This window comes from Paracholeplasma manati (genome assembly GCF_025742995.1).
In the GTDB taxonomy this organism is placed as follows: Bacteria; Bacillota_I; Bacilli_A; order Acholeplasmatales; family UBA5453; genus Paracholeplasma; species Paracholeplasma manati.
Genome location: NZ_JAOVQM010000001.1, coordinates 231,149 through 244,219 on the forward strand (window position 1 = coordinate 231,149; position 13,071 = coordinate 244,219).

The following is a 13,071-nucleotide window of genomic DNA, read 5'->3' on the forward strand; positions in this document are numbered from 1 at the left end:
TAAGCCTTTTGTAAGATTTCAATCTTTTAGCCTTGTTGAAAAGTGATGAAGTGATATAATATTACAAAAGATTGGGAGATGGTCTTATGAAAAAGACCCGATTATGGTGGTTTTTATTGATCTTCTTCCTTACAGGCTGTCAAGCTTTACCGCCTTCATCAGAGGTTCCGTTCGAGTTCACATTCGAAACCGTGGATGAACAAGTATACATCACAGGATATGTCGGGAAGATACCAAAAAATCTAACGCTACCTGCGAAAATGGACGATGATCCCGTCTACGGCATCAAAAAAGATGCCTTTAGACTCGCAAAAGTAGAAAGCATTTTCGTACCGGCTTCAATTGAAGTCATTGAATCCGGGGCCTTTTACGCGGCCAAACTCCATGAGATTACATTCCATAAAGACAGTAAATTAAGACTCATTCAAAGTTACGCATTCGCTTATACAGAACTCATCGAAATTGAAATCCCGGCATCTGTTGTTTCACTTGGTGACTACGCCTTCACCCACAGTACCTTAGAAGAAATTCAATTCAAATCCAACACACAATTAAAAACTATTGGCAAATATGCCTTTTACAATAACGTTTTATTGAATTTCATTGTCCTACCTGAAGGTGTAACCAGTATTGGTGATTACGCTTTTTACGCAGCATTCAAATTGGATTTCGTCACCATCCCAGCCTCTGTCACATCCATTGGTGTGGATGCCTTTGGTTTTACAAGACTGTTAACCCGTATTGAAGTAGATGGAGATAATCTACAGTACAAAGATATTAACGGGGTCCTTTTAAGCAAGGACGGCAAATTACTTATCCATTATCCATCCAATCATCTAGAACGAATTTATACTTTACCTGATTCTGTTACCTTCATTGAAGACCACGCTTTTATGGGTTCTAGAATCGAATCGATAGTATTTTCACCCAACACCCAGTTAAGAACCATCGGTAAAATGGCTTTTAAACAAACCCGGCTTAAAGGTAACATCCATATCCCATCTGGGGTAACCGCCATCTATGAAGAAGCGTTTTTTACCAAAGACATCAAGTCCATTTTCATACCTGATACGGTAACCTCAATTGGTGAGGATGCGTTTGACAAATTCTACATTCAAAATATCTTTGTTGAGTTTGAGGAAAATACCATCAATAAAACCAACGCTTTGAATTTTGTCCTCGGGAATGTCTTTTACGAGGCTATTTATGGTGAAACAGCTCAGTTTTCATACATTCAATTCCCAACTGAGGTCTATGTCTATGAATACATCAACACCCCAGTCACCTATGAAATAACCATTCCAGATACCATCAATGGTTTACCAGTCACCCGTATTTTGACCAGTGCCTTCATGAATACCTTCATCACCAAAGTAACCATTGGTGTCAACGTTGAAGTCATCCATAGCCGTGCCTTTCTAAACGCTGAAAAACTCCAAACCGTTGAGTTTGTCAGTGGATCTAAAATCCAATCGATCAATGGATTCTCATTCTATGGTACCGATGCACTAGATAGTCTCACTTTACCGACTGGTTTGACCACCATTCAGTTTGGGGCGTTTATGAGTAGCGGATTAGAATATATCTATATCCCTAACACCGTGAATAACGTCGCGATGAATGTCTTCTTGGATAACCCAAACCTCACGATATATACCGAGTTTAAGTCCATACCTACGACTTGGGACGCTTCATTTAACCCCGATAATGTGCCACTTGTATATGAATCCACCCCTTAATCCGGGTGGATTTTTTCAAAAAAAGAAGCCTTATTCGGCTTCTTCAAAACGTTTTAATTCCTGTAAAAGCGATTTGAGCGGTAACCCTACAATGGTAAAGAAATCACCACTATAGTGATCAACAAACTGTTCGCCTAACCCTTGAATGGCATAGGAACCCGCTTTATCCATCGGCTCCCCTGTTTTGATATACTCATAGATTTGTAAGTCATTATAGTTTTTCATCCAAACTTCTGACATGGTGAAAAAAACAACTTCTTTTTGACTATTTAGGATACAAACCCCTGTGTATACTTCATGCATGTCGTTGTCTAAGAGTTTGAGCATTCGATAAGCATCGGCTTCATCTTTTGGTTTGCCCAATACTTCACCATCTTTAACAACGATGGTGTCAGCAGCGATGATGATGTCATCGGGATATTGATCGAAAACTGCCTGTGCTTTCTTTTTCGCAAGCATCATGACGATTTTCTCTGGCTTCATTTTTTCTAAAACTGTTTCGTCTACATCAGGCACGACTACCTTAAAAGGTACCCCTGCATCTTCTAGTAGTTTCTTACGTCTGGGTGAATTGCTGGCTAATATGTACATTTTAACCCTCCAGTTAATACATTATAGCATATTGTGAACTACCCACCACTTAAATAGAAGTGGGGGCTTCCTATCCAAACCAGTCTTCACCAGTGACTCAATAGGCTATCCCCGTAGTCCCTACGGTTCTTATTCATTTATAACTGAAATGCTAACTTATACTTTCTAAACCCTTCTTTGTTGATATTGATCGCTGCGTTATGATCTCTATCCAAATGTAACTCACAATTTGAACAATGATAGACTCTCTCAGATAACTTCAAATCTGTTTTGATGTCCCCACAACAGCTACATCTCTTTGACGATGGATACCACTCGTCCATCACCATCAAAGTCTTACCTTGTGTTTCTAACTTGTACTTCAAGAATGATATAAACCTAGTCCAACCAAACCTAGAAATCTGTTTGGCATAATAGGGACTTGTTTGAGACATATCTTTAAGATTTAAACCTTCGACACTCACCAAATCATAACGCTTGGCTATCACGTTAGATAGTTTATGTAGGAAGTCATCTCTTTTATGTCTGATTCTTTCATGTAATAAGGCGATCTCTAATACTTTTTTATGATAGTTATTAGAACTTTGGATTCTTCTAGATAGACTTCTTTGAAGAATACTTAGTTTGTTATAGTCTGTTTGAATATCGGTTGGGTAATCTAGTTTGAATCCTTGATCATCCACAAAAAAATGATTCATCGAGAAATCTAGACCAATCGATGTTTTGATTTCTTGTCTCTTAATCTCTTTCTGGTATTCATAAAGTATCGAGACATAGTACTTACCTGTACTACTCTTAGAAACAGTTACGTTCTTCAAAGACATATCACTAGGTATGGCTCTGTGTTGTTTGATTTTCACTTCACCGAGTTTAGGTAGTTTGATATAACCCTTTAATAGAACGATGTTATTGTTAACAAGGTTGGTTGTATAGCCATAGTCTTGTTTCTTAGAATGAAATTTGGGAAAATCTTGTTTATGATTGAAGAATTGTTTAAAAGCTTTTTCTAGATTGAGTTGCGTATTGGCTAGAGATAATGAGTCGATGACTTTTAGAAATGGATAAGTATCTTTATACTGTGCAGGACGGTTGAATAACATGGTTTTATCAAGTTCATACTGTTTCTGCTTATCTTCTAACATCTTATTCCAGAGAAAGCGATTATGGCCTAGAGTCATATGGATTAAAGTCTTTTGAGATTCATTGGGATAGATACGAAACTTAAAGGCTTTATTCATGTTACATCCTCCATTTCACAGTGTTTATGTATATTGATTATTCAACTATATTATAACATATATTTATAAGGTTTTGTGAAATAAAAATGAAAGAAATAAACCCATCAATTCATCCCGCTACCTGAAGAGGGTGTGGACTTCTTGATTGTGTTGTTAAAAAACGGACAATCCTCAAAAATAATCCAAGCGATTATGATATAATAATGAGTTGAAAAGAGGGGTCTTATGTTAAAAGCCATTCAAGAAAAACTCCATCCTTTCTTAGACCATCCATGGGTTGTATCGGTTTCGACCGGTGTTGATTCCATGGTTCTTTTGGATTTGGTCCGAAGACTCAACCACCCCATCGTGGTGGTACACTTCAACCATCAAAAGCGTATTGAATCGAATACCGAAGCCGAATTCATCCAAAGTTATTGTGAAACGCACCACTTGGATTTACAATACATCAAACTCGAAATCCCTAGTGGTAACTTCCAAGATGAAGCACATCATTTGAGAAAGCAACATCTTGAGGGGGTTGCGAGAACGTATCAAACCCCTTATATTCTCACCGCACATCACGCCAATGACTTGGCTGAGACCGTTTTAATGCGTCTATCGAGGGGATCCAATTTACTTGGTTATGCTGGTCTTCAACCGGTATCTGCACAAGGCGATTTTATTTATCTAAAGCCATTATTGAGTTTTTCAAAAGCGGATTTATACGCTTACGCAAAAAACCATCAAATTCACTTTTTTGAAGACGCTTCAAACCAAGAAAATCTGTATACAAGAAATCGTTATAGAAAACAGATCGTTCCCCAAATGATTGAAGAAAACCCGCAGTTCTTAAACAAGGTGATTCAATACAGTAATCATCTCAATGAAGCCTTTTCCTATATTAGAAAACAATCTAAAAAGTACTTAAGTGTTCATGATAATCATCTTCTATTATCGACATTTTTTTTAGAAGATGTTGTTATTCAGAAAGACATCATCGCCTGCTTATTAGAGTCCAATCAAATCGAATTTAATCAGTTGAAATTAGACAGTATCTTAAGCTTTTTGACCCACAGTGGACCTAACCAATCATTTCAACTCGATGATACCTTGATTTTACGACGCGTTTATCAAAAAGTATCGATCGTTGAAGCCACCCCAAGTAAGCCATTCAACCAAGTCTTGGATTTAGAAGCTTTTAATGTCTTAGAAACTATGGGCTTTGTCACATTTTTAGACGCCCCTAGCAATTCATCTTTTTATGAAATAAAACTATGTTATAATAAATTAGCGTTACCTTTGGTAGCGAGACAACGTCAACCTGGCGATATATTGGAGTTTCCTTACGGTAAAAAGAAACTCAAAGATTACTACATTGACCATAAAATTCCGATGCATATTCGCGATCGAGACATCGTCATTACGGATCAAACCGGGCGCATTTTATCGGTATTAGGTAGGTATTACAACACGTCAAAAGACTTAGATAGCGTCATCAAGCTAAGATATAAGAGGGGGTATTAATGATGAGTATTTATAATGACATTGAAAGAGTATTGGTTAGCCAAGATGAGATTGCAGCCATATGTGAACGCCTTGGGAAGCAAATTACCGCTGATTATCAAGGTAAAGAAAGACCCATCTTACTAGGATTGTTAAAAGGCTGTGTGCCATTTATGTCTGATTTATCCAAACACATCGATTTGCCAATTGAAATCGAATATATGGATGTATCAAGTTACCACGGAAACATCACTTCTTCCGGGGATGTGAAGATTCGTAAAGACATGAACACATCGGTTATGGACCGTGACATTTTGATTGCTGAAGACATCGTCGATACCGGCAAAACCTTAGACACCATCGTTAAATTACTAAGACACCGTGGTGCGAAATCTGTTGAAGTCGTCACGTTACTCGATAAACCCGCAGGACGTGTCATCCCATTTACACCGAAATACATCGGTACCGTTGTCCCTAAAGAATTCGTTGTTGGTTATGGTTTGGATTACAACGAACTGTATCGTAACATCCCATATGTTGGGGTATTAAAACCAGAAATATATAAGAAATAGTGAGGCATTTTCATGCAAGATCCTAAAAACCCGAAAAATATGAAGAAAACCCCGATGAACTATGGCATCTATATTATCGCCATCATAGTTCTATTCGGTTCGTTCTTCTTCATCCAAAATTTATTTAAACCGAGTGCACCAGAGCCACTTACCCCAACTGAGTTTATCGAGAAACTCGATGCTGGAGAATTCGCTGGTATGACCATCAAGTATACCCCAATTGGTGGGGAAGATAACAACGTTTATCGCGTCACCATTTCGGATGCAGAAGGTCCTCAATATGTCTTTGAAATCTTCATGCCAACCTTGAATGACATTCTGTTAACCATCGAACCTACCGATAACATCACATTGGATTACGTGGAAAAGTCCACAGTTACCATTTGGGCTGTCTTAGGGAATATTGTGATTCCTGTCATCTTGGTTATTGGTCTGATCATCTTCTTATACCGCACCATGAGTGGTGGCGGTAACAACAAAGCCTTTGAATTCTCAAAATCTCGTGCTCGTCTTTCCAACAGTAAAGCTGTTACTTTTAAAGATGTTGCCGGCTGTGATGAGGAAAAGACCGAGTTGGTTGAAGTCATCGACTTCTTAAAATTCCCTAGAAAATATAAAGAAATGGGTGCTCGTATCCCTAAAGGTATCCTTTTGGTTGGTTCACCAGGTACTGGTAAAACCTTATTAGCGAAAGCCGTTGCCGGTGAAGCAAGCGTTCCATTCTTCTCCATTTCTGGTTCTGACTTCGTCGAAATGTTCGTCGGTGTCGGTGCTTCACGTGTCAGAGATTTATTTAAGGTTGCGAAAGAAAACGCCCCTTGTATCATCTTCATCGATGAAATTGATGCAGTAGGTCGTCAAAGAGGTGCTGGTATGGGTGGTGGTCACGATGAACGTGAACAAACCCTGAACCAATTGCTCGTTGAAATGGATGGATTCAATCCAAATGCTGGTATCATCATCATGGCTGCGACCAACCGTCCAGACGTTTTAGACCCAGCATTATTAAGACCAGGCCGTTTTGACCGACAAATTACCATTAATTTACCAGATGTTATTGGCAGAGAAGCCATCCTTAAAGTTCACGCAAGAAACAAAAAAGTTTCCCCAGAGGTTAAGTTTGAAGACATTTCTCACCGTATCCCTGGATTCTCCGGCGCTGACATCGAAAACCTATTGAATGAAGCAGCGTTACTCGCTGCTAGAGCCAATCGTAAGATGATTGAATTGTCCGATATCGATGAAGCGGTTGACCGCGTTCTCATGGGACCTGCGAAGAAATCGCGTAAAGTTACCGAAAGAGAACGTCAAGTCATTTCCTACCATGAAGCAGGACATGCAGTCATTGGTATTAAATTAGAAAACGCAAGTATTGTTCAAAAAGTAACCATCATTGCGAGAGGTCGTGCTGGTGGATATAACTTAATGTTACCTAGAGAGGAAGGCTACCTTAGAACAAAGAAAGCCTTACTTGAAGAAATCACTGGTAACTTAGGTGGCCGTGTGGCTGAAGAACTTGTCTTTGGTGACGTGACTACCGGGGCTTATCAAGACTTCCAAACTGCAACCAAAATTGCGAGAGCAATGGTCACTGAGTATGGTATGTCCAATTTAGGTCCAATCCAATACGAATCTCAACAAGGCTCTGTCTTCTTAGGTAGAGACTACTTGAAAGAACGTAATTTCTCCGATCAAGTCGCACTAGAAATCGATAAAGAAGTCCGAGAAATCATCACCAGCTGTTATGAACAAGCCAAACAAATCATCATTGAAAATCGAGCACTACTCGATACCATTACCCATTATCTACTTGAAGTTGAAACCTTGAACAAACAAGATATCGATGAAATTGTAGCGTCTGGTAAACTCGGATGGTGGGAAGAACGCAAGCTTAAAAAAGATGAGCCTGTAAATTCTGATAATCCACTCGATAAAACCGATGAAAATCCATTGGTAAAAGCCGATGAGACTCGATAAGTATCTAAAAGTATCTCGCTTAATCAAACGTAGAACGGTTGCGAAAGACGCTGCTTTAGCGGATTTGATCTACATCAACGATAAAGTGGCGAAACCCGCTTCTACTGTTAAACCTGGCGACACTTTGACACTTCACTTTGGAATAAAAATCCTAACCGTCAAAGTGGTTTCCATTGATATCCCGAAACCCAAATCGGAGGATGTCATGTTTGAACTCATCAGTGAAACAAAAAAGTCGTAACGTAGTTATGGCTTTTTTATTGGGTATCATGTATAATGAATATGCTATTTTTAGGAGGTAACCACATGGATTATACTGAATTAACCGAACAAGAACGTATAAGACGTCAAAAAATGGAAGAATTAAGAGCTAAAGGTGTCGATCCATTTGGTTCACGATTTAACCGCACAACCACAACCCAAGCCATTAGAAACCAATATGAACAATACAGCCACGATGAACTTGAACAAATGCATGTTGAAGTGGTCATTGCCGGTCGTATCATTCGTAAAAGAGACCAAGGTAAGGCAGGTTTCTTACAACTTCAAGACCGCGATTCTAACATTCAAGTGTATGTCAGAAAAGACGCGATTGGCGACGATGCATTTGAAGTCTTCTTAAGCAGTGACTTAGGCGACATTGTTGGTATCAAAGGCTTAGTGTTTAGAACCAAAACCAATGAACTCACCGTTAAGGCGAGTGAATATACCCATTTAACGAAAGCGTTGAGACCACTACCGGACAAGTTCCACGGTCTTCAAGACGTTGAAGAATCCCGTCGTAGACGTTATGTCGACTTAATCGTCAACGAAGAAGCGAGACGCATCGCGATGTTAAGACCAAGAATCATTAGAGAAATTCAAAAATTCTTTGATGGTAGGGGCTTCATCGAAGTCGAAACCCCTGTACTTCACCCAATCCTTGGGGGCGCTGCAGCTAGACCGTTCGTCACACACCACAACACCTTAGATATGCCATTCTATCTACGTATCGCTACCGAATTACCACTTAAACGTCTAATCGTAGGCGGCTTAGAAGCAGTCTATGAAATTGGTCGTTTGTTCCGTAATGAGGGTATGGATGCGAAACATAACCCAGAATTTACCACCATTGAAGCTTACTTAGCGTATTCCGATATGGAAGGTATGATGGATTTGGTTGAAGACGCGATGTCTACCGTTGTGTACAACGTTTTAGGCACTTATGAAATCACTTATGGTGAAAAACAAATCAACATGGCACCAAAATGGGCGAGAGTTCATATGGTTGAAGCGATTAAAAACATCACTGGTGTTGACTTCTTCGAGATTGCTGATTTAGAAACCGCGACTAAGGTTGCGAAAGAAAAACACATCAAAGTTGAAAAACACTACGGTGTAGGACACATCATTCAAGCCTTCTTCGATGAATTCGTTGAAGATACCATCACACAACCCACTTTCGTTTACGGACACCCAATTGAAGTGTCTCCACTAGCGAAAAAGAATGCTCAAAACCCGAGATTCACAGACCGTTTTGAATTGTTCATTGATGGTAGAGAATATGCGAATGCGTTCTCTGAACTCAATGACCCAGTGGATCAAAGAGGCCGTTTTGAGGATCAATTGAAAGAAAAAGAATTGGGTAACGATGAAGCGACTGAAATGGACGTCGATTTCGTAGAAGCCCTTGAATATGGGATGCCACCAGCAGGTGGTCTCGGGATTGGTATCGACAGATTCATTATGCTTATTTGCAACGTGAATAATATCCGCGATGTCATTCTGTTCCCTCACATGAAACACAAACCTTAATAACGACTAAAAGCCCTTAGACATCACATCTAAGGGCTTTTTTTACTGTCTTAATTTTATGCTTTTGAACTGAATCCGTTGAATACAAGGTTTAAAATAATCCCGACAACAGCTGCTAAACTCATGCCTGTAAGAGCTGCAGTTGGTGTCAATTGAATGACTGCACCACCTAAACCTAAAACCAACATGGTTGAGACGATGATCAGGTTTTTCATATTGCCTAAATCGGTTCTATCTTTGATCAATACTTTGACCCCGTTGGCTGCGATTAAACCGTATAATACCACGGTCATTCCACCGATGACTGCCCATGGAATACTTGCGATGAACGCTTGGATGTATCCAAAGAATCCAAGTAGTATCGCAAATACTGCGGCTAATCCTGTTACATAGACTGAACCTACTTTTGTGATGGCTACAACGCCTGTGTTTTCACCATATGTGGTGTTGGCAGGGCCACCAATTGCACCGGCAACAAGGGTTGCAATCCCATCACCTAGTAAAGTCTTATCGAGACCTGGGTCTTTTATAAAGTCATTACCAGTGATTTCACCTAAAACGACATGGTCACCAATGTGTTCTGCAATGGTGACAAACGCAAGCGGTGCGAACACCAATACAGCGTCTAAGTTAATGTCATAAGTACCGAAGATTTGGAAGTTTGGTACTTGGAAGAAGGATACTTCCTTAAAGATTTCAAAATCGACAATACCGAAAAGTACGGCTGCGATATATCCAACGAAAATAGCTAATAGGAATGGTACGATTTTAATGAATCCTTTACCATAAACGGCCATCGCAGATACCGCGATGAATGTGATTAATGCGACTGCAGCAACATCCCCATTGAATGCACCATTCGCTAGTCCAATGTTACTAACTGCGACACCGGCAAGCCCTAAACCAATGATGATGATCATCGGTCCGATGACAACTGGTGGTAATAAATGTTTTAACCAATCACTACCTGCAAAACGAATGATGAGTGCGACCACAATATAAATCAAACCAACCACCATCAAACCGATTAAGCTTGAATCAAATGACCCAGAAGCTGTCGCGGTCGCTGTAATGGTTGTCATATAAGCAAAACTACTACCCAAATAAACAGGCACTTTACCTTTAGTACATAAAATGTAAATTAGAGTACCTAAACCACTGGCTACCAAAGCCACCCCAATGTCTAACCCCGTAATGAGTGGTACAAGTACCGTTGCTCCAAACATCGCGAATACGTGTTGTAAACTAAGTACAACCCATTTCAAAATCGATGATGGTCTTTCTTGAATCCCGACAATCAATTTCTCTTCCATACAGTTCTCCTTTTCTTGAAAAGGCCTTTTAACAAAAAAAGACACCACTGGTGTCCTTTAAATGTATAGGTAAAAATGATTCCGTTACCTTAAAATGCTCACAGGCATCTTTTAAAGGACCTTCACTGTTAGTAGTATATCAAAATTTAAAGAAAGTTCAACCCCCAAAATCACTTTTTACAAAAAGAAAAGCAGACCTCTACAGGACTGCTTCTATCATCACTAAATTAATCCGAGTTCGTCTGCGATATCAAAGAAGATATTGTTGATTGGATAATAATCCATCTCTAATTCTTTGTAGATACCCTCTGTGACGTTATCGAGTTTTTCATGTAGTTCTTTTGGCGCATCCCCTTGTTTTTCAAGGATGGACAAAATCTCATGTTCGATATCGATCAAGGATTGCATATGTTGTTCATTCGGTTCTTCAATTGCACCGATGAGTTCGTTTTGAAAATCCAATGTATCCAATAATAAGATGACGGTTCCCGCATGCTTATTCAACAGTTCAACGTCGCCATTGTAGTCGTGTTCTAATAAGAGTTTGACGTTTTCAAACGCGTCAAATATGTAATAGAACCCAGTTTCAAAAATGTTACTTTCTTCTGGTGACAATGTCTTCTCTTCAATTTTTTTGTTGTACAAGAATTCTAATACCTCAATGACGTATTTAAAACGTTCATAGATATTGGAGTTCGATGTTTTCAACCCTTCGACCAAATCGCTAGTCTCGATGATCCAGTTAGCGTAATCGTGATATAGTGCATCAATCATAGTTCACACCTCCGACTTAATATAATTATACAAATAATTCCTAACTTATCAATACTTTTACAAAAATAATACATGAGGAGAAAATTTATCTCATTTTATGGGATGTTTCACAAATCACTTTGATTTGAAAATCAAAATAGATTTGTTATGATTAAGTCAGGATTCTTAAAGGAGAAAACAATAATGTTAAAAAATAAAGTGTATGATGCGCGATTTTTGACCCCATTGATGATCGTCATCACCTATGTATGGATTCAATTATTTAACCTGTCTGGCATAGGGGTAAATGCCGGTATGGTCTATCAAATGATTTTGGTTTTATATGTGTTTTTCTTAACGTTTTATAAGCAGATCAAACCACTTCAAAAATTATACTTAGTCTTAGGTATCTTATTTTGCTTAATTGGGGATATGGCGCTATCTCGCGCTTTTGATACACCTAACGGTTATCGTTTACCGATTGGTATGGGTCTATTTTTTATTGGTCACGTGAATTTTATCTTAGGCATTTTCAGCTTTAGAAAACCCAAAATAAAGTCTTTTAGAACCAACTTTTTAATCGTCTTTTCTGTGATTGTTTTGTTATTCGTATTTACCGTATTTAATCCGGATGAACTGTTGTTATCCATCTTAGCAATCGTGTACGCGGTTGCGTTAGGCATTGGATTAACCTTAGGATTATCCATGAAGGATAACCCTATCTATCGTTTCCTCGCGTGGGGGTATGGTATCTTTATATTTTCTGACTGGTTGATTGCAATCAGAGCCATCAAAGGTTGGAACACCCCTGATCTAATCAATAATCAAGGGGTTTGGTTAACCTATATTGTTGCGTTGTCTTTAATTTGTTATTCAATCGTCCACCTCAATCGCTCTATAAACAAATAACCACCCCAGTTTTGACAGTAAAAAGTGTAGAATGTTAAAAGAAATATATTCAAGGGATGTTTTCTTTTGTGCCTTATAATGAAGCCATAAAGGAGAAATAACATGAAAAAAACACTTTTATTGATTGGCGCATTATTACTTACAGGGTTCCTAACAGTCGGTATATTCGCTGCTAGCACCCCAACCACTATGACATCTACATCTTTGGATTTAGAAGACAGTTACACTTTAGAGGAAATGTTGAACATCACATTACTCGATGAGTTAAAAGCGAAAGCAACCTATGAGGCAATCATCGATACATATGGTGAAGTTAAACCATTCACTCGTATTGTATTGGCTGAACAACGTCACATTGACGCGCTACTTGTATTATTTAACACTTATGGTTTTGAAGTGCCTGCCTTTGATTCAAGCACCGTTGTAGTTCCAGAATCACTCACTGCAGCACTTGAAGCTGGTGTACAAGCTGAAGTCGATAATATCGCTTTATACGACGCATTCTTAAGCCAAACCGATTTACCTGAGGATGTTGTTACGACATTTACGGCATTACAACGTGCATCAGAAAATCACTTAAGAGCATTCAATCGTGGTTTAGTTGGATCACAAATCCAAAATTTCGGACAACAAATTCGTAACCAATTTGGTAAACTTGGATTCAAAGGTAACGGCCATAAAGGCAACAAATAGTTTTTAG

At 38.9% G+C, this 13,071-nt stretch carries 12 protein-coding genes; 8 read left to right on the forward strand and 4 right to left on the reverse strand.

Features of this window, described 5'->3' with window-relative positions; translation table 11 throughout:
* The first annotated feature begins 86 nt into the window (after positions 1-86).
* Entirely contained in the window at positions 87-1,739 is a 1,653-nt protein-coding gene (locus N7548_RS00995) for a leucine-rich repeat domain-containing protein (protein WP_263607515.1), read from the forward strand.
* A 30-nt stretch (positions 1,740-1,769) separates the two neighbouring features.
* On the opposite strand, the gene N7548_RS01000 is transcribed toward N7548_RS00995, so the two are convergent.
* Positions 1,770-2,330 carry a Maf family protein gene (locus N7548_RS01000; protein WP_263607516.1) on the reverse strand — a complete coding sequence of 187 codons (561 nt, stop codon included), beginning with the start codon at positions 2,328-2,330 and terminating at the stop codon, positions 1,770-1,772.
* Between the two features lie 137 nt (positions 2,331-2,467).
* On the reverse strand, positions 2,468-3,568 hold the full coding sequence (locus tag N7548_RS01005; protein WP_263607517.1) for an RNA-guided endonuclease InsQ/TnpB family protein: 1,101 nt from the start codon (positions 3,566-3,568) through the stop codon (positions 2,468-2,470).
* A gap of 225 nt (positions 3,569-3,793) precedes the next feature.
* Between N7548_RS01005 and tilS the strand changes: the two genes are divergently transcribed.
* The 5 genes from tilS to lysS all read left to right on the forward strand — a co-directional run bounded on the left by tilS (position 3,794) and on the right by lysS (position 9,396).
* Positions 3,794-5,074 carry a tRNA lysidine(34) synthetase TilS gene (gene tilS, locus N7548_RS01010; protein ID WP_263607518.1) on the forward strand — a complete coding sequence of 427 codons (1,281 nt, stop codon included), beginning with the start codon at positions 3,794-3,796 and terminating at the stop codon, positions 5,072-5,074.
* 2 nt (positions 5,075-5,076) lie between these two features.
* Positions 5,077-5,625, forward strand: coding sequence for a hypoxanthine phosphoribosyltransferase (gene hpt, locus N7548_RS01015; protein ID WP_263607519.1), 549 nt, complete (start codon positions 5,077-5,079; stop codon positions 5,623-5,625).
* A 39-nt stretch (positions 5,626-5,664) separates the two neighbouring features.
* Positions 5,665-7,602: an ATP-dependent zinc metalloprotease FtsH gene (ftsH, locus tag N7548_RS01020; protein WP_263607741.1), complete on the forward strand. Its 1,938-nt coding sequence runs from the start codon at positions 5,665-5,667 to the stop codon at positions 7,600-7,602.
* Positions 7,589-7,843, forward strand: coding sequence for an RNA-binding S4 domain-containing protein (locus tag N7548_RS01025; protein WP_263607520.1), 255 nt, complete (start codon positions 7,589-7,591; stop codon positions 7,841-7,843). Before ftsH ends, N7548_RS01025 begins: the two co-directional genes overlap by 14 nt.
* 65 nt (positions 7,844-7,908) lie before the next feature.
* Entirely contained in the window at positions 7,909-9,396 is a 1,488-nt protein-coding gene (gene lysS, locus N7548_RS01030; RefSeq protein WP_263607521.1) for a lysine--tRNA ligase, read from the forward strand.
* A gap of 56 nt (positions 9,397-9,452) precedes the next feature.
* Here lysS and N7548_RS01035 read toward each other — a convergent pair whose 3' ends face one another.
* Both N7548_RS01035 and N7548_RS01040 read right to left on the reverse strand, forming a co-directional pair.
* Positions 9,453-10,709, reverse strand: coding sequence for a uracil-xanthine permease family protein (locus N7548_RS01035; protein WP_263607522.1), 1,257 nt, complete (start codon positions 10,707-10,709; stop codon positions 9,453-9,455).
* Between the two features lie 222 nt (positions 10,710-10,931).
* Positions 10,932-11,483: a hypothetical protein gene (locus N7548_RS01040; protein WP_263607523.1), complete on the reverse strand. Its 552-nt coding sequence runs from the start codon at positions 11,481-11,483 to the stop codon at positions 10,932-10,934.
* Positions 11,484-11,666: 183 nt separating this feature from the next.
* Here N7548_RS01040 and N7548_RS01045 point away from each other — a divergent pair, with 183 nt between their 5' ends.
* A complete protein-coding gene (locus N7548_RS01045; RefSeq protein WP_263607524.1) occupies positions 11,667-12,371 on the forward strand; it encodes a lysoplasmalogenase family protein in 705 nt (234 codons plus the stop codon).
* A 102-nt stretch (positions 12,372-12,473) separates the two neighbouring features.
* Positions 12,474-13,064, forward strand: coding sequence for a ferritin-like domain-containing protein (locus N7548_RS01050; protein WP_263607525.1), 591 nt, complete (start codon positions 12,474-12,476; stop codon positions 13,062-13,064).
* Positions 13,065-13,071: the final 7 nt, after the last annotated feature.

Coding starts and splice junctions, on each gene's coding strand:
- N7548_RS01035 (WP_263607522.1), bottom strand. CDS start 10,709: ATGGAAGAGAAATTGATTGTCGGGATTCAAGAAAGACCATCATCGATT.
- N7548_RS01045 (WP_263607524.1), top strand. CDS start 11,667: ATGTTAAAAAATAAAGTGTATGATGCGCGATTTTTGACCCCATTGATG.
- tilS (WP_263607518.1), top strand. CDS start 3,794: ATGTTAAAAGCCATTCAAGAAAAACTCCATCCTTTCTTAGACCATCCA.
- N7548_RS01040 (WP_263607523.1), bottom strand. CDS start 11,483: ATGATTGATGCACTATATCACGATTACGCTAACTGGATCATCGAGACT.
- lysS (WP_263607521.1), top strand. CDS start 7,909: ATGGATTATACTGAATTAACCGAACAAGAACGTATAAGACGTCAAAAA.
- ftsH (WP_263607741.1), top strand. CDS start 5,665: ATGAAGAAAACCCCGATGAACTATGGCATCTATATTATCGCCATCATA.
- hpt (WP_263607519.1), top strand. CDS start 5,077: ATGAGTATTTATAATGACATTGAAAGAGTATTGGTTAGCCAAGATGAG.
- N7548_RS01025 (WP_263607520.1), top strand. CDS start 7,589: ATGAGACTCGATAAGTATCTAAAAGTATCTCGCTTAATCAAACGTAGA.
- N7548_RS01000 (WP_263607516.1), bottom strand. CDS start 2,330: ATGTACATATTAGCCAGCAATTCACCCAGACGTAAGAAACTACTAGAA.
- N7548_RS01050 (WP_263607525.1), top strand. CDS start 12,474: ATGAAAAAAACACTTTTATTGATTGGCGCATTATTACTTACAGGGTTC.
- N7548_RS01005 (WP_263607517.1), bottom strand. CDS start 3,568: ATGAATAAAGCCTTTAAGTTTCGTATCTATCCCAATGAATCTCAAAAG.
- N7548_RS00995 (WP_263607515.1), top strand. CDS start 87: ATGAAAAAGACCCGATTATGGTGGTTTTTATTGATCTTCTTCCTTACA.